Here is a 19028-nt window from a genome sequence, read left to right as displayed (position 1 = left end):
TGGACGAGGCGACGGCCGCTCTCGACCTGGACGAGTTCGTGTTCTTCTCGTCGATTTCGGCGACGTGGGGCAGTAACGACCATGGTGCCTACGCGGCGGGTAACTCGTTCCTTGATGCGCTGGCCGAGGAGCGGCGGGCCCGTGGCCTGCCGGCCACGTCCATCGCCTGGGGCGTGTGGGACAGCCCGGACTGGGACGCGGTCGAGGCGACGATGGAGCAGGGCGCTGGCCGGGTGACGCCCAGTCGGCTACGGCGGCAGGGCATGAACTTCCTCGCCACCGATCAGGCATTGACCGCCTTGGGACAGGTCCTGGCGGACGACGAGACCTTCATCGCGGTTGCGGACGTCGATTGGCGGAAGTTCGCGCCGGTGTTCCGCGCGGCTCGTCCGCGTCCGCTGCTGGACACGATCCCGGAGGCGCGCGAGGAGACCGACCCGGCGGGCTCGGCGGAGTCGCGGGCCGCGGAGCGTGGGGAGTACGCGTCCCGGCTGGCCGGGATGCCGGTGGCCGAGCGTCGTCGGACGGTCATCGAGCTGGTGCGTTCCCACGCCACTGCTGTCCTGGGGCACGAGGCTGCGGTCGAGGTACCGGCCGAGCGGGCGTTCCGGGATGTCGGTTTCGATTCGTTGACCGCGGTGGAGCTGCGGAACCGGCTGAACAGCGCTGCCGGGGTGCGGCTGCCTTCCACGGCCGTGTTCGACCACCCGAACCCGACGGCCCTGGCCGAGGAGATCCTCTTCGAACTGTTCGGGGCTGAGTCGGCGGGGCTGCAGTCGGCGGTGGCGGTGGCTGCTGCGGCGCCGTCGGAGCCGATTGCGATTGTGGGGATGGCGTGCCGTTATCCGGGTGGGGTGCGGAGTCCTGAGGAACTGTGGGAGTTGCTGGCTTCGGGTGGGGATGCGATTTCGGGGTTCCCGGTGGATCGCGGTTGGGATGCGGAGGCGTTGTTTGATCCGGACCCGGATGCTGAGGGTTCGACGTATGTGGTGGAGGGCGGCTTCCTTTCGGGGGCTGCGGAGTTTGATGCCGGGTTCTTCGGGATCAGTCCGCGTGAGGCGTTGGCGATGGACCCGCAGCAGCGGCTGCTGCTGGAGACGTCGTGGGAGGCGATTGAACGGGCCGGGCTGGCTCCGACGTCTCTCCGTGGTTCGGCCACCGGTGTGTTCGTCGGTGCGGCCACGTCCGGCTACATCGCCGCGGTGTCGGGCGAGGCGGATGCCCAGGCGCACTTGGTGACGGGTAACGCGCTGAGCGTTCTGTCCGGCCGGATCTCCTACACGCTGGGCCTGACGGGTCCGGCGGTGTCCGTGGACACGGCGTGTTCGTCGTCGCTGGTCGCCATGCACCAGGCGGTGACTGCGCTGCGTGGCGGTGAGTGCTCGATGGCGCTGGCCGGTGGTGTGATGCTGATGGTCGATGCGGACGAGTTCGTGGGCTTTTCGCGGCTGCGGGCGCTGTCCTCGGACGGGCGGTGCAGGGCGTTCGCGGATGGTGCGGACGGGATGGGCATGGCCGAGGGCGTCGGCATGGTCATGCTGGAGCGTCTGTCGGACGCGCGGCGTAACGGGCATCAGGTGCTCGCGGTGATCCGTGGCAGTGCGGTGAATCAGGATGGTGCGTCGAACGGTTTGTCGGCGCCGAATGGTCCTTCGCAGCGTCGGGTGATCCGTGCGGCGCTGGCGAACGCGCAGGTCTCCGCGGCGGATGTTGACGTGGTGGAGGCGCACGGCACGGGCACGGAGCTGGGTGACCCGATCGAGGCGCAGGCGCTGCTGGCGACCTACGGGCAGGAACGTCCCGAAGGGGACCGCCCGTTGTGGATCGGTTCGATCAAGTCGAACATCGGTCACGCGCAGCAGGCGGCCGGTGTCGCGGGTGTGATCAAGATGGTGCTGGCGATGCGGCACGGCGTTCTGCCGAGGACGCTGCACGCCGAAACCCCTTCGTCGCATGTGGACTGGGCCTCGGGGGATGTCCGGGTGCTTCAGGAGGCGCGGGAGTGGTCGGCGGGTGACCGGCCGCGGCGGGCGGGTGTGTCGGCGTTCGGTATCAGCGGCACGAACGTGCACGTGATCCTGGAGGAAGCGCCGCTTGAGGCTGCGGCGGAGCCCGCGCCGGAGGGCGAGGGCGAGCCGGGGTTGCCGGTGCTGTCGTCTGGTGTTCCGGCGTGGGTGGTGTCGGGTCGTAGTGCGGTGGCGCTTGCTGGTCAGGCGGGCCGGTTGCGGGAGCATGTGGTCGGGCGGCCGGGGTTGGCGGCGTCTGATGTGGCGTGGTCGTTGGTGGCGGCGCGTTCGGTGTTTGAGCATCGTGCGGTGGTGCTGGGGTCGGAGCGTGAGGTGCTGCTGGCGGGGCTGGCCGCGGTGGCCACCGACCAGCCCGCGGCGGGTGTGGTCACTGGTGAGGTCGCTCCGGTCGGTCTTGGCAAGACGGTGTTTGTGTTCCCGGGTCAGGGTTCGCAGTGGGTGGGGATGGGCCGGGAGTTGGCCGAGTCCTCGCCGGTGTTCGCGGCGCGGCTTGCGGAGTGTGCGGTGGCTCTGGCTCCGTTTGTGGAGTGGGAGTTGGGGGATGTGCTGGCGGGGCGGCATGGGTTTGAGGCTGCGGATGTGGTGCAGCCGGCGTTGTGGGCGGTGATGGTGTCGCTGGCCGCGGTGTGGGAGGCGGCCGGTGTGGTGCCGGATGCGGTGGTGGGGCATTCGCAGGGTGAGATCGCGGCGGCTGCGGTGGCGGGGATTCTGTCGCTGGAGGACGCGGCGAAGGTCGTGGCGCTGCGCAGCCGGACGTTGACGGCGCTGGCGGGGCGTGGCGGGATGCTGTCGGTTGCGGAGCCGGCCGACGCGGTGCGACGCAGGATTGCCCCGTTCGGGGCGCGGTTGTCGCTTGCGGCGGTGAACGGGCCGTCGGCGTCGGTGGTGTCGGGTGAGCCGGATGCGCTGCGGGAGTTGCAGGAGTCCTGTGGTGAGTCGGTGCGGACCCGGATGATTCCGGTGGACTACGCCTCGCACGGCCCCCAGGTGGACGAGCTGCGCGAGGAGATCCTGACCGTTCTTGAGGGCATTGCCCCGCGGGAGACGCGTATCCCGATGGTCTCCGCGATGAGCGGTGACATGATCACCGGCCCGGAGATGGACGCGGGTTACTGGTTCGCTTCGCTGCGGGAGACCGTGGAGTTCGAGCGCGCGATCCGGGTGCTGGGTGAGTCGGGGCACGGCGTGTTCGTGGAGACGTCCCCGCATCCGGTGCTTACGGGCGCTATCGGTGATGCGCTGGAGGAGTATGCCCCGGTTACGGTCGGTACGTTGCGGCGGGATAACGGTGGTGCCGAGCGTCTGCTGGCCTCGTTCGCCGAGGCCTGGGTCCGGGGTGTTGAGGTGGAGTGGGCCGGTGTGCTGGGCGGTGGCGAGACCGTCGAGCTGCCCACCTACGCCTTCCAGCGCCGTCATTACTGGCCCGAGACGGAGCAGGCCGCAAAGGCGGTGGTTTCCGAGGGTGACGCCGAGTTCTGGGCGGCTGTTGAGCAGGGTGACTTGGAGGAGCTTGCCGCGGCGTTGAACATCGACGGTGGCAGGCTGGGTGAGGTGTTGCCTGCGCTGGCCGATTACCGCAGTCGTGAGCGTGCCAACTCAGCGGTTGCTGATTGGCGTTATCGGGTTTCGTGGGTGCCGGTTCCGGTGGTGGAGTCGGGTGTGGTGTTGTCGGGGTCGTGGCTGGTGGTGGGTGAGGGGGCGGATGCCGAGGCTGTTGCGGAGGCGCTGTCCGGGTGTGGTGCCGAGGTGATCACCGTTGCCGGTCCCGATGGGGTCGATGCGTCGGTGGTCGCGGGTGTGGCCGGTGTGGTGTCGACGCTGGCGGTGGATGATGCGGTGTTCGCCGGTGATCAGATCGTTGCGGCTGGTCTGGTGGCGACGGTGGAGTTGGTGCGGGCGCTGGGCGGTGCTGGGGTGGAGGCTCCGTTGTGGGTGCTGACGCGGGGCGCGGTGGGTGCGGGTGAGGTGCCGACCAGTGTGGTGCAGGCGCAGGTGTGGGGTCTGGGTGTGACGGCAGGGCTGGAGCTGGCCGGGCGCTGGGGTGGCTTGATCGATCTGCCTGCGGAGTTCGATGGGCGGGTGGGTGCGCGGCTGGTCGGGGTGCTCGCGAATGGTGGTGAGGATCAGGTCGCGGTGCGTTCGGGTGGGGTACTGGGTCGGCGGTTGGAGCGTGCGGGTCGTCCTGTGGTGGGGGAGGAGTGGCGGCCTGGGGGTGCGGTGCTGGTGACGGGTGGTACGAGTGGTGTGGGTGCGATTACGGCGGGTTGGGTGGCTGAGCGTGGTGCGGAGCGGGTGGTGCTGACCAGCCGGTCCGGCCCAGGGGCGGCCGGGGTGGCGGGGCTGGCTGCTTCGATCGCTGCTTCGGGTGCGGCGGTGGACGTGGTCGCTTCCGACGCGGGTGACCGTGAGGCGACGGGTGCGCTGCTGACCTGGATGGACGCCACGGGTGTCGGTCTGTCGTCGGTCATGCACGCCGCCGGAATCAGTGACCGTATGCCGATTGAGCAGGTTGAGGCGGCTGATCTGTCGGCCATGCTGTCGGCGAAGGCCGGTGGTGCGGCGGTGCTGGATGAGCTGACCGCGGACCGGGACCTGGACGCGTTCGTGCTGTATTCCTCCGGCGCTGCCACCTGGGGCAGTGGCGGGCTGAGCGCTTACGCGGCGGCGAACGCGTACCTCGATGCGCTGTGTGACAGTCGGCGGGGCCGTGGTCTGGTGGCCAGTTCGGTGGCGTGGGGTCTGTGGGCCGGCGTCGGCATGGCCGCCAGCGCCGAAGGCGAGCGCTTGGCGGACTTCGGGATGGCGGGCATTGACGCGGAGCGCGGGATGCGGGCTCTGGGTCAGGTGCTGGATGCGGACGAGGGTGCGGTCGCGGTTGCCGGTTTCGACTGGGTGCAGTTCGTGCCGACCTACACCCTGCATCGCCCCAGCCCGTTGCTGTCGGCCCTGCCCGAGGTCCGCGCGATTCTTGCGGCCGAGGCGGAGCCCAGTGTCTCGGCGGACACGTCGGAGCTGGTGGCGCGGTTGTCGGGTATGCCGGTGGGTGAGCAGCGGCAGGTACTGACGGATCTGGTGCGCAGTAACGCGGCGGCCGTGCTTGGGCACGATGCGGCGGCGGATGTGCTGCCGCAGCGGGCGTTCAAGGATCTGGGTTTCGACTCGGTTGGCGCGGTCGAGTTGCGGAACCGCTTGGCGGCGGCGGCGGGTGTGCGGCTGCCTTCGACGATGGTCTTCGACTACCCGAACGCCGCGGTGCTCGCCGAATACCTGCGTGGTGAACTCGTGGGCTCGGCCGAGTCCGGGTCCGAGGGCGCGGTGCAGGTGGTGGCCGCGGCCGGTGGCGAGCCGATCGCGATCGTCGGTATGGGCTGCCGTTACCCGGGTGATGTCCGCGGTCCCGAGCAGTTCTGGGACTTGCTGGTTGCGGGCACGGATGCGGTGGGCGGGTTCCCGACCGACCGCGGCTGGGACGCGTTCGAGGAGGAGTTCGGCGGCGCAGCGGTCCGCGCGGGGCAGGCGTATGCCCGGCAGGGCGGGTTCCTCTATGACGTGGCCGATTTCGACGCGGCCTTCTTCGGGATCAGCCCGCGTGAGGCATTGGCGATGGACCCGCAGCAGCGGCTGCTGCTGGAAACCGCCTGGGAGGCGATCGAACGGGCCGGTCTGGCTCCCTCCTCGCTGCACGGCTCGGCCACCGGTGTCTTCATCGGCGCCAGTAACTCGGGTTACGACAACAGCTTGCCCATCGATGATGCGAGCCTGAACGGTTACCGGCTCACCGGCGCCATCTCCTCGGTGGCCTCGGGCCGGATCTCCTACACGCTGGGCCTGACAGGCCCGGCGATGACGGTGGACACGGCCTGCTCCTCCTCCCTGGTCGCCTTGCACCAGGCGGTGCAGTCGCTGCGGGCTGGTGAGTGCACGATGGCGCTGGCCGGCGGTGTCGCGGTCATGACTTCGCCGGACGCGTTCATGGAGTTTTCCGAGCAGGGCGGTATGGCCTCCAGCGGCCGGTGCAAGGCGTTCTCGGACGAGGCCGACGGCATCGGCTGGGGCGAGGGCGCGGGCATGCTGATGCTGGAGCGTCTGTCGGACGCCCGACGCAACGGGCACCAGGTGCTCGCGGTGATCCGTGGCAGCGCGATCAACCAGGATGGTGCGTCGAACGGTTTGTCCGCGCCGAATGGTCCTTCGCAGCGTCGGGTGATCCGTGCGGCGCTGGCGAACGCGCAGGTCTCCGCGGCGGATGTTGACGTGGTGGAGGCGCACGGCACCGGGACCTCGCTGGGCGACCCGATCGAGGCCGGTGCCCTGCTGGCCACCTACGGGCAGGAACGGCCCGACGGGGACCGCCCGTTGTGGCTGGGGTCGGTGAAGTCCAACATCGGCCACACGCAGTGCGCGGCCGGTGTCGCGGGTGTCATCAAGATGGTGCTCGCGCTCCAGCACAGCCTCCTGCCGAAGACGCTGTATGCGGAGACGCCGTCCACGCACGTGAACTGGTCGGCCGGGAACGTGCAACTGCTCCGGGAAGACCAGGAGTGGCCCGCGGGCGACCAGCCCCGCCGGGCAGGTGTCTCGGCGTTCGGTATCAGCGGCACGAACGTGCACGTGATCCTGGAGGAGACTCCGCACGAGGAAGCAGCGGCGGAGCCCACGCCGGAGCCCGCGCCGGAGGGCGAGGGCGAGCCGGGGTTGCCGGTGTTGTCGCCTGGTGTTCCGGCGTGGGTGGTGTCGGGTCGTAGTGCGGTGGCGCTTGCGGGTCAGGCGGGCCGGCTGCGGGAACATGTGATCGGGCGGCCGGAGTTGGCGGCGTCGGATGTGGCGCGCTCTTTGGTCGTGACGCGGTCGGTGTTTGAGCATCGTGCGGTGGTGCTGGGGTCGGAGCGTGAGGTGCTGCTGGCGGGGCTGGCCGCGGTGGCCACCGACCAGCCCGCGGCGGGTGTGGTGACTGGTGAGGTCGCCCCGGCCGGTACCGGTTCGACGGTGTTCGTGTTCCCGGGTCAGGGTTCGCAGTGGGTGGGGATGGGCCGGGAGTTGGCCGAGTCCTCGCCGGTCTTCGCGGCCAGGCTTGCGGAGTGTGCGGTGGCTCTGGCTCCGTTTGTGGACTGGGAGCTTGAGGACGTGCTGGCGGGGCGGCATGGTTTCGAGGCTGCTGATGTGGTGCAGCCGGCGTTGTGGGCGGTGATGGTGTCGCTCGCCGCGGTGTGGGAGGCGGCCGGTGTCGTTCCCAGGGCCGTGGTCGGCCACTCGCAGGGTGAGATCGCGGCGGCTGCGGTGGCGGGGATTCTGTCGCTGGAGGACGCGGCGAAGGTCGTGGCGCTGCGCAGCCGGACGTTGACGGCGCTGGCCGGGCGTGGCGGGATGCTGTCGGTTGCTGAGTCGGCCGATGCGGTGCGACGCAGGATTGCCCCGTTCGGGGAGCGGTTGTCGCTTGCGGCGGTGAACGGGCCGTCGGCGTCGGTGGTGTCGGGTGAGCCGGATGCGCTGCGGGAGTTGCAGGAGTCCTGTGGTGAGTCGGTGCGGACCCGGATGATTCCGGTGGACTACGCCTCGCACGGTCCCCAGGTGGACGAGCTGCGCGAGGAGATCCTCAACGTCCTGGAGGGCATCGCCCCGCGGGAGACGCGTATCCCGATGGTCTCCGCGATGAGCGGGGAGTGGCTGTCGGGTCCGGAGATGGACGCGGGCTACTGGTTCGCTTCGCTGCGCGAAACGGTGGAGTTCGAGCGCGCCGTCCAGGTGTTGGGTGAGTCGGGGCACGGCGTGTTCGTGGAGACCTCCCCGCACCCGGTGCTCATCCAGGCCATCTCCGGCACGCTGGAGGAAATCGCCTCGGTTACGGTCGGTACGTTGCGGCGGGATAACGGTGGTGCCGAGCGTCTGCTGGCCTCGTTCGCCGAGGCGTGGGTCGGCGGTGTTGAGGTGGAGTGGGCCGCTGTCCTGGGTGGGGGCGAGTCCGTCGAGCTGCCGACGTATGCCTTCCAGCGGCGTCGGTTCTGGCCGGAGGTCCGTGAGGTGCAGCGGGCGTGGTCGGCGGATGACTGGCGTTACCGGATCGCCTGGGAGCAGGCCGGCGGGGACGGCGTTGCTGCTTCGCTGTCGGGGACGTGGCTGCTGGTGGGTGAGGCGCCGGACGCGTCGGTGATCTCCGATGCGTTGGCGGGGCATGGTGCCGAGGTGGTTGCGGTTGCCGGGCCTGAGGAGTTGGACGCGTCTGTGGTGGCGGGCGTGAGCGGTGTGGTGTCGTTGCTGGCGCTGGACGAGACGCCGGATGCGGAGTATCCGTGGGTGCCGCGTGGCACGGCGGCGACGGTGGACTTGGTCCGGCTGTTCAACGAGATCGGCGCGTCGGTTCCGGTGTGGGTGGTGACGCGGGGTGCGGTGCAGACGGGTGCGGGTGAGGCGACGACCAGCCCGGCGCAGGCGCAGGTGTGGGGCCTTGGCCGTGCGGTCGGCCTGGAACGCCCGGAGTTCTGGGGCGGTTTGGTCGACCTGCCCGCGGAGTTCGATGCCCAGAGCGCGGCCCGGTTGGTGTCGGTGCTGGCGGACGGTCGTGAGGACCAGGTCGCGCTGCGGCCTTCGGGTGTGTTCCTCCGTCGTCTGGTGCGGGCCGAGCCGAGGTCTGGTGGCCGTGAGGCCTGGCAGCCGCGGGGGACGGTGCTGCTGACCGGCGGCACCGGCTCGATCGGTGTCAGTGTCGGTGTGTGGCTGGCTGAGCGTGGCGCGCCGCGCGTCGTTCTCACCTCGCGTTCGGGTCCGTCCGCGGAGGGCCTGGCCGGGCTTGCCGCGTCGGTGGCGCACGCGGGGTCGGATGTTGAGGTCATCAGCTGCGACCTGGGGGTCGAGGGGCAGGTGACGGACTTGGTCAGGTGGATCGAGGAGTCCGGTCCTGGCCTGTCGACCGTGCTGCACTCGGCGAACCTGCCTTACCTGGCGCGGGTGGAGGAGACCGACCGCGAGGGTCTGTCCGCGGCGCTGGGTGCGAAGGCGCTCGGGGCGGTGCATCTGGACGAGGCGACGGCCGCTCTCGATCTCGACGAGTTCGTGTTCTTCTCGTCGATTTCGGCGACGTGGGGCAGTAACGACCATGGCGCCTACGCGGCGGGTAACTCGTTCCTGGACGCGTTGGCTGAGGAGCGGCGGGCCCGTGGCCTGCCGGCCACGTCCATCGCCTGGGGCGTGTGGAACACCCGGGACTGGGACGAAGTGGACGCCGTGCTGGACCAGTCCTCTGGCCGGGTGACGCCCAGCCGGCTTCGGCGGCAGGGCATGCACTTCCTGGACGTCGAACGCGCACTGTCCGCCTTGGGACAGGTCCTGGCGGATGACGAGACGTTCATCGCGGTTGCGGATGTGGAGTGGGACCGGTTCGCGCCGGTGTTCAGTGCGGCTCGTCCGCGTCCGCTGCTGGACACGATCCCGGAGGCGCGCGAGGAGACCGACCCGGCGGGCTCTGCGGAGTCGCAGACCGCGGAACGTGGGGAGTACGCGTCCCGGCTGGCCGGGATGCCCGCAGCTGACCGTCGTCGGACGGTTATCGAGCTGGTGCGTTCCCACGCGGCCACCGTGCTGGGATACGAGTCGATCGCCGAGATGCCGGCCGAGCGGGCGTTCCGGGATGTCGGTTTCGATTCGCTGACCGCGGTGGAGCTGCGGAACCAGCTGAACACCGCTGCCGGGGTGCGACTGCCTTCCACGGCCGTGTTCGACCACCCGAACCCGACAGCGATGGCCGAGGAGCTTCTGTCCCGGCTGCTGGGCACGGCTTCCGAAAAGGCTGTCTCTGTTGTTGTACAGGCGCCGTCGGAGCCGATTGCGATTGTGGGGATGGCGTGCCGTTATCCGGGTGGGGTGCGGAGTCCTGAGGAACTGTGGGAGTTGCTGGCTTCGGGTGGGGATGCGATTTCGGGGTTCCCGGTGGATCGCGGTTGGGATGCGGAGGCGTTGTTTGATCCGGACCCGGATGCTGAGGGTTCGACGTATGTGGTGGAGGGTGGTTTCCTTTCGGGGGCTGCGGAGTTTGATGCCGGGTTCTTCGGGATCAGTCCGCGTGAGGCGTTGGCGATGGACCCGCAGCAGCGGCTGCTGCTGGAGACGTCGTGGGAGGCGATTGAACGGGCCGGGCTGGCTCCGACGTCTCTCCGTGGTTCGGCCACCGGTGTGTTCGTCGGCGGGGCCACGTCCGGCTACATCGCCGCGGTGTCGGGCGAGGCGGATGCCCAGGCCCACTTGATGACGGGCAATGCGCTGAGCGTCCTGTCCGGCCGGATCTCCTACACGCTGGGTCTGACAGGCCCGGCCATGTCGGTCGACACGGCCTGCTCCTCCTCCTTGGTCGCCATGCACCAGGCGGTGACTGCCCTTCGCGGCGGTGAGTGCTCGATGGCGCTGGCCGGCGGCGTGATGCTGATGGCCGACCCGGACGAGTTCGTGGCCTTCTCGCGGCTGCGGGCGCTGTCCTCGGACGGGCGGTGCAAGGCGTTCGCGGATGGTGCGGACGGTATGGGCATGGCCGAGGGCGTCGGCATGCTGATGCTGGAGCGGCTGTCGGACGCGCGGCGCAACGGGCACCAGGTGCTTGCGGTGATCCGTGGCAGCGCGGTCAACCAGGACGGTGCGTCGAACGGTTTGTCCGCGCCGAACGGTCCTTCCCAGCGTCGGGTGATCCGTGCCGCGCTGGCGAACGCGCAGGTCTCTGCGGCGGACGTTGACGTGGTGGAGGCGCACGGTACGGGCACGGAGCTGGGTGACCCGATCGAGGCGCAGGCGCTGCTGGAAACCTACGGACAGGAACGTCCCGAAGGGGACCGCCCGTTGTGGATCGGTTCGATCAAGTCGAACATCGGTCACGCGCAGCAGGCGGCCGGTGTCGCGGGTGTCATCAAGATGGTGCTGGCGCTCCAGCACGGTGTCGTGCCGAAGACGCTGCACGCCGAAACGCCCTCGTCGCACGTGGACTGGTCGGCCGGGAACGTGCAACTGCTCCAGGACGATGGGAACTGGCAGCCGGGTGACCGGCCGCGGCGGGCGGGTGTGTCGGCGTTCGGTATCAGTGGCACGAACGCGCACGTGATTATTGAAGAGGCGCCGCTTGAGGCCCCGGTGGCGCTGGTTGAGGAGGAGCCGGTTGCGGCTCCTGTCGCGGTGCTGTCGCCTGGTGTTCCGGCGTGGGCGGTGTCGGGTCGCAGTGCTGCGGCGCTTGCTGGTCAGGCGGGCCGGCTGCGGGAGCATGTGGTGGGGCGGCCGGAGGTCGCCGTGGGTGATGTGGCGCGCTCCCTGGTCCTGACGCGGTCGGTGTTTGAGCATCGTGCGGTGGTGCTGGGGTCGGAGCGTGAGGTGCTGCTGGCGGGGCTGGCCGCGGTGGCCACCGACCAGCCCGCGGCGGGTGTGGTGACCGGCGAGGTCGCTCCGGTCGGTCTTGGCAAGACGGTGTTCGTGTTCCCGGGTCAGGGTTCGCAGTGGGTGGGGATGGGCCGGGAGTTGGCCGAGTCCTCGCCGGTCTTCGCGGCCAGGCTTGCGGAGTGTGCGGTGGCTCTGGCTCCGTTTGTGGACTGGGAGCTTGAGGACGTGCTGGCGGGGCGGCATGGTTTCGAGGCCGCTGATGTGGTGCAGCCGGCGTTGTGGGCGGTGATGGTGTCGCTCGCCGCGGTGTGGGAGGCGGCCGGTGTCGTTCCCAGGGCCGTGGTCGGCCACTCGCAGGGTGAGATCGCGGCCGCTGCGGTGGCGGGGATTCTGTCGCTGGAGGACGCGGCGAAGGTCGTGGCGTTGCGCAGCCGGACGTTGACGGCGCTGGCGGGGCGTGGCGGGATGCTGTCGGTTGCGGAGCCGGCCGACGCGGTGCGCGAGCGCATCGCCCCGTTCGGGGAGCGGTTGTCGCTCGCGGCGGTGAACGGGCCGTCGGCGTCGGTGGTGTCGGGTGAGCCGGATGCGCTGCGGGAGTTGCAGGAGTCCTGTGGTGAGTCGGTGCGGACTCGGATGATTCCGGTGGACTACGCCTCGCACGGCCCCCAGGTGGACGAGCTGCGCGAGGAGATCCTCAACGTCCTGGAGGGCGTTGCCCCGCGGGAGGCGCGTATCCCGATGGTGTCGGCGATGAGCGGGGAGTGGCTGTCGGGTCCGGAGATGGACGCGGGTTACTGGTTCGCTTCGCTGCGCGAGACGGTGGAGTTCGAGCGCGCGATCCAGGTGCTGGGTGAGTCCGGGCACGGCGTGTTCGTGGAGACGTCCCCGCACCCGGTGCTCACCGGCGCGATAGGTGATGCGCTGGAGGAGGCTTCCCCGGTCACGGTCGGTACGTTGCGGCGGGATAACGGTGGTGCCGAGCGTCTGCTGGCCTCGTTCGCCGAGGCCTGGGTCCGGGGTGTTGAGGTGGAGTGGGCCGGTGTGCTGGGCGGTGGCGAGACCGTCGAGCTGCCCACCTATGCCTTCCAGCACCGTCATTACTGGCCCGAGACGGAGCAGGCCGCAAAGGCGGTGGTTTCCGAGGGTGACGCCGAGTTCTGGGCGGCTGTTGAGCAGGGTGACTTGGAGGAGCTTGCCGCGGCGTTGAACATCGACGGTGGCAGGCTGGGTGAGGTGTTGCCTGCGCTGGCCGATTACCGCAGGCGTGAGCGTGCCAACTCAGCGGTTGCTGATTGGCGTTATCGGGTTTCGTGGGTGCCGGTTCCGGTGGTGGAGTCGGGTGTGGTGTTGTCGGGGTCGTGGCTGGTGGTGGGTGAGGGGGCGGATGCCGAGGCTGTTGCGGAGGCGCTGTCCGGGTGTGGTGCCGAGGTTGTTTCGGTTGCCGGTCCCGATGGGGTCGATGCGTCGGTGGTCGCGGGTGTGGCCGGTGTGGTGTCGACGTTGGCGGTGGATGATGCGGTGTTCGCCGGGGATCAGATCGTTGCGGCTGGTCTGGTGGCGACGGTGGAGTTGGTGCGGGCGTTGGGCGGTGCTGGGGTGGAGGCTCCGTTGTGGGTGCTGACGCGGGGTGCGGTGGGTGCGGGTGAGGTGCCGACCAGTGTGGTGCAGGCGCAGGTGTGGGGTCTGGGTGTGACGGCGGGGCTGGAGTTGGCTGGGCGTTGGGGTGGTCTGGTTGATCTGCCTGCGGAGTTCGACGGCCGGGTGGGTGCGCGGCTGGTCGGGGTGCTCGCGAATGGTGGCGAGGATCAGGTCGCGGTGCGTTCGGGTGGGGTACTGGGTCGTCGGTTGGAGCGTGCGGGTCGTCCTGTGGTGCGGGAGGAGTGGCGGCCTGGGGGTGCGGTGCTGGTGACGGGTGGTACGAGTGGCGTGGGTGCGATTACGGCGGGTTGGGTGGCTGAGCGTGGTGCGGAGCGGGTGGTGCTGACCAGCCGGTCTGGCCCCGGCGCGGCCGGGGTCGCGGAGCTGGCTGCTTCGATCGCTGCTTCGGGCGCGGCGGTGGACGTGGTCGCTTCCGACGCGGGTGACCGCGAGGCGACGGGTGCGCTGCTGACCTGGATGGACGCCACGGGTGTCGGTCTGTCGTCGGTCATGCACGCCGCCGGAATCGGCCACGGGAAGTTGGTCGAGGAGGTCGAGGCGGCTGATCTGTCGCTGCTGCTGTCGGCGAAGGCCGGTGGTGCGGCGGTGCTGGATGAGCTGACCGCGGACCGGGACCTGGACGCGTTCATGCTGTTCTCTTCCGGAGCGGGCACCTGGGGCAGTGGCGGGCTCGGTGCCTACGCGGCGGCGAACGCCTACCTCGACGCCCTGTGTGACAGCCGGCGGGCTCGTGGCCTGGTGGCCAGTTCGGTGGCGTGGGGCCTGTGGGCCGGCGTCGGCATGGCCGCCAGCGACGGAGGCGAGCGCTTGGCGGACTTCGGGATGGAGGGCATTGACGCGGAGCGCGGGATGCGGGCTCTGGGTCAGGTGCTGGACGCGGGTGAGGGTGCGGTCGCGGTTGCCGGTTTCGACTGGGCGCAGTTCGTGCCGACCTACACCCTGCGCCGTCCGAGCCCGTTGCTGTCGGCCCTGCCCGAGGTCCGCGCGATTCTCGCGGCCGAGGCGGAGCCCAGTGTCTCGGCGGACACGTCGGAGCTGGTGGCGCGGTTGTCGGGTATGCCGGTGGGTGAGCAGCGGCAGGTACTGACGGATCTGGTGCGCAGTAACGCGGCGGCCGTGCTTGGGCACGATGCGGCGGCGGATGTGCTGCCGCAGCGGGCGTTCAAGGACTTGGGTTTCGACTCGGTTGGCGCGGTCGAGCTGCGGAACCGTTTGTCGACGGCGGCGGGTGTGCGGCTGCCTTCGACGATGGTCTTCGACTACCCGAACGCCGCGGTGCTCGCCGAATACCTGCGTGGTGAACTCGTCGGCTCGGCCGAGTCCGGGTCCGAGGGCGCGGTGCAGGTGGTGGCCGCGGCCGGTGGCGAGCCGATCGCGATCGTCGGCATGGGCTGCCGCTTCCCGGGCGACGTCAACGGTCCCGACCAGTTCTGGGACATGCTGGCCGCGGGGGCGGACGTGATCTCGGGCTTCCCGACCGACCGCGGCTGGGAGGCGTTCGAGGAGGAGTACGGCGGCGGAGCGATGCGCGATGCCTACGTCAGGCAGGGCGGATTCGTCTACGACGCCGCCGATTTCGACGCGGCCTTCTTCGGGATCAGCCCGCGTGAGGCGATGGCGATGGACCCGCAGCAGCGGCTGCTGCTGGAAACCGCCTGGGAGGCGATCGAACGGGCCGGTCTGGCTCCCTCCTCGCTGCACGGTTCGGCCACCGGTGTCTTCATCGGCGCCGGTAACTCGGGTTACGACAGCAGCCTGCCGGTGGACGACCAGAGCCTGAACGGTTATCGCATCACCGGTACTGCCTCCGCGGTGGCCTCCGGCCGGATCTCCTACACGCTGGGTCTGACAGGCCCGGCGGTGACGGTCGACACGGCCTGCTCCTCCTCCCTGGTTGCCATGCACCAGGCGGTCACGGCGCTGCGTGGCGGTGAGTGCACGATGGCACTGGCCGGCGGCGTCGCGGTCATGGCCCTGCCGGGTGCCTACATGGACTTCTCCGAGCAGGGCGGTATGGCCTCCAGCGGCCGGTGCAAGGCGTTCTCGGACGAGGCCGACGGCATCGGCTGGGGCGAGGGCGCGGGCATGGTCATGCTGGAGCGGCTGTCGGACGCGCGACGCAATGGGCACCAGGTGCTCGCGGTGATCCGCGGCAGCGCGGTCAACCAGGATGGTGCGTCGAACGGGCTGTCCGCCCCGAACGGTCCTTCGCAGCGTCGGGTGATCCGTGCGGCGCTGGCGAACGCGCAGGTCTCCGCGGCGGATGTCGACGCCGTGGAGGCGCACGGCACCGGCACCACCCTCGGCGACCCGATCGAGGCCGGTGCCCTGCTGGCCACCTACGGGCAGGAACGTCGCGACGGGCAGCCGCTGTGGTTGGGCTCGGTGAAGTCCAACATCGGCCACACGCAGTGCGCGGCCGGTGTCGCGGGTGTGATCAAGATGGTGCTCGCGCTCCAGCACAGTGTCCTGCCGAAGACCCTGTACGCCGAAACGCCCTCGTCTCACGTTGACTGGGCCTCGGGGGATGTCCGGGTGCTCCAGGAGGCGCGGGAGTGGCAGCCGGGTGACCGGCCGCGGCGGGCGGGTGTGTCGGCGTTCGGTATCAGCGGCACCAACGCGCACGTCATCCTTGAAGAGGCGCCGACGGCGGACGGAACTTCGGAGTCGGCGCCGGAGGGCGAGGGCGAGCCGGGGCTGCCGGTGCTGTCGTCCGGTGTTCCGGCGTGGACGGTCTCCGGCCAGGGCGCCGCGGCGCTTGCGGGTCAGGCGGGCCGGCTGCGGGAACACGTGATCGGGCGGCCGGAGTTGGCGGCGTCGGATGTGGCGTGGTCGTTGGCGACGGCGCGGTCGGTGTTTGAGCATCGTGCGGTGGTGCTGGGGTCGGAGCGTGAGGTGCTGCTGGCGGGGCTGGCCGCGGTGGCCACCGACCAGCCCGGGGCCGGTGTCGTGTCCGGCGAGGTGGCCCCGGTCGGCACCGGTTCGACGGTGTTCGTGTTCCCGGGTCAGGGTTCGCAGTGGGTCGGGATGGGCCGGGAGTTGGCCGAGTCCTCGCCGGTCTTCGCGGCCAGGCTTGCGGAGTGTGCGGTGGCTCTGGCTCCGTTTGTGGACTGGGAGCTTGAGGACGTGCTGGCGGGGCGGCATGGCTTCGAGGCCGCTGATGTGGTGCAGCCGGCGTTGTGGGCGGTGATGGTGTCGCTCGCCGCCGTGTGGGAGGCGGCCGGTGTCGTTCCCAGGGCCGTGGTCGGCCACTCGCAGGGTGAGATCGCGGCCGCTGCGGTGGCGGGGATTCTGTCGCTGGAGGACGCGGCGAAGGTCGTGGCGCTGCGCAGCCGGACGTTGACGGCGCTGGCCGGGCGTGGCGGGATGCTGTCGGTTGCCGAGCCGGCCGACGCGGTGCGCGAGCGCATCGCCCCGTTCGGGGAACGGCTGTCGCTCGCGGCGGTGAACGGGCCCTCGGCGTCGGTGGTGTCGGGTGAGCCGGATGCGCTGCGGGAGTTGCAGGAGTCCTGTGGTGAGTCGGTGCGGACCCGGATGATTCCGGTGGACTACGCCTCGCACGGTCCCCAGGTGGACGAGCTGCGCGAGGAGATCCTCAACGTCCTGGAGGGCATCGCCCCGCGGGAGACGCGTATCCCGATGGTCTCCGCGATGAGCGGGGCATGGCTGTCGGGCCCGGAGATGGACGCGGGCTACTGGTTCGCTTCGCTGCGCGAGACCGTGGAGTTCGAGCGCGCGATCCAGGTGCTGGGTGAGTCCGGGCACGGCGTGTTCATCGAGTCCTCCCCACACCCGGTGCTCACCGGCGCTATCGGTGACGCGCTGGAGGAGATTTCCCCGATCACGGTCGGCACGCTGCGGCGGGAGAAGGGCGGCGCCGAGCGTCTGCTGGCCTCGTTCGCCGAAGCCTGGGTCAGCGGCGTTGAGGTGGACTGGGCGGCGGTGCTCGGGAGCGGCACGGCTGTGGAACTGCCGACGTATGCCTTCCAGCGGCGTCGGTTCTGGCCCGAGGCACGCGAAGTGCAGCGGGCGGCCTGGTCGGCGGACGACTGGCGCTACGGAATCACCTGGGAGCAGGCAGACAGGGACGGCGGCGGGTCGCTGTCCGGCACCTGGCTGGTCGTTGGGGACGAGACAGCCGACAGTCAAGCTGTCTCCGATGCGCTGACGGGATACGGGGCCGAGGTGGTCGCGGTCGCCGGGCCCGAGCAGATCGACCTGTCCGTGGTGGCGGGCGTGAGCGGTGTGGTGTCGTTGCTGGCGCTGGACGAGACGCCGGATGCGGAGTATCCGTGGGTGCCGCGCGGCACGGCGGCGACGGTGGACCTGGTGCGCGTCCTCGGCGAGGCCGACGCGTCGGCTCCGCTGTGGGTGGTGACGCGCGGTGCGGTGCAGACGGGCGCGGGCGAGGCGACGACCAGCCCGGCACAGGCACAGGTATGGGGCCTCGGCCGCGCGGTCGGCCTGGAACGCCCGGACTTCTGGGGCGGTCTGATCGACCTGCCGACGGAGCTGGACGCCCAGACCGCGGCCCGGTTCACCGCGGTTCTCGCGGACGGTCGTGAGGACCAGGTCGCGCTGCGGCCCTCGGGCGTGTTCCTCCGTCGTCTGGTGCGGGCCGAGCCGAAGCCCGGCCGACAGAACTGGCAGCCGCGGGGCACGGTGCTGCTGACCGGCGGCACCGGCTCGATCGGTGTCAGCGTCGGGGGCTGGCTTGCCGAACGTGGCGCGCCGCGCGTCGTTCTCACCTCGCGTTCGGGTCCGTCCGCGGAGGGCCTGGCGGAGCTTGCGGCCTCGGTGGCGCACGCGGGGTCGGATGTTGAGGTCATCAGCTGCGACCTGGGGGTCGAGGGGCAGGTGACGGACTTGGTCAGGTGGATCGAGGAGTCCGGTCCTGGCCTGTCGACCGTGCTGCACTCCGCGAACCTCCCCTACCTGGCGCGGGTGGAGGAGACCGACCGTGAGGGCCTGTCCGCGGCGCTGGGTGCGAAGGCGCTCGGGGCGGTGCACTTGGACGAGGCGACGGCCGCTCTCGATCTCGACGAGTTCGTGCTGTTCTCGTCGATTTCGGCGACGTGGGGCAGTAACGACCACGGCGCCTACGCGGCGGGTAACTCGTTCCTGGATGCGCTGGCCGAGGAGCGGCGGGCCCGTGGCCTGCCGGCCACGTCCATCGCCTGGGGCGTGTGGGACACCCGGAACTGGGACGAGGTTGACGCCACGCTGGACCAGGGCGCCGGTCACCTGACGCCCAGCCGGCTTCGGCGGCAGGGCATCCACTTCCTGAACGTCGAGCGGGCGCTGGTCGCGCTCGGCGAGATTCTCACCGACGACGACACGTTCATCGCCGTCGCGGATGTGGAGTGGGAAAAGTTCGCGCCGGTGTTCAGTGCGGCTCGTCCGCGTCCGCTGCTGGAGACGATTCCGGAGGCGCGCGAGGAGATCGCCCCGGCGGGCTCTGGGGAGTCGGCGGCTGCTGGGCGTGGGGAGTTTGCGTCCAGGCTGGCCGGGATGCCGGTGGCCGAACGGCGCCGGACGGTCATCGAGCTGGTGCGTTCCCACGCCGCGGCCGTGCTGGGATACGAGTCGATCGCCGAAATGCCGGCCGAACGCGCGTTCCAGGACCTCGGCTTCGACTCGCTGACCGCGGTCGAGCTGCGGAACCGGTTGGGCGCTGCTGCCGGGATACGGCTGCCGGCCACCGTAGTGTTCGACCACCCGAACCCGACGGCCATGGCGGACTACCTGCTCGCCGAGTTGGTCGGTCACTCCGCGGTGCTGGACGAGTTCGACCGTCTGGCCACCGGACTCACACCGTCCGACGACGCGGAGCGCGCCGAGATCGTCGCCCGCCTGGAAGCGCTGACTCAGCGGTTCCGAGCCCTCCAGCCAGAGGCCGCAGTGGACGAGGCACAACAGCGGCAACTCCAAGGGGCCACTGCCGAGGAAATGTTCGCGCTCCTGGAAGACGAACTCGACGATCCCGACTTTGACTGA

Annotated in this window: 1 protein-coding gene (running past one end of the window); it reads left to right on the top strand. The window is 70.3% G+C overall.

What is annotated here, in order from left to right; translation table 11 throughout:
* Nucleotides 1-19028, top strand: partial view of a type I polyketide synthase gene (locus RM779_RS16240; protein ID WP_311618406.1) — the 3' portion only. 8296 nt of this gene lie to the left of the window's left edge; the window shows 19028 of its 27324 coding nt (coding positions 8297-27324); its start codon lies off the left edge, out of view; the stop codon is at nt 19026-19028.

It is taken from the genome of Streptomyces johnsoniae (genome assembly GCF_031845565.1).
Taxonomy (GTDB): domain Bacteria; phylum Actinomycetota; class Actinomycetes; order Streptomycetales; family Streptomycetaceae; genus Streptomyces; species Streptomyces johnsoniae.
The sequence above is the reverse complement of the archived record's forward strand: the minus strand, read 5'-3'. Positions and strand labels throughout refer to the sequence as shown.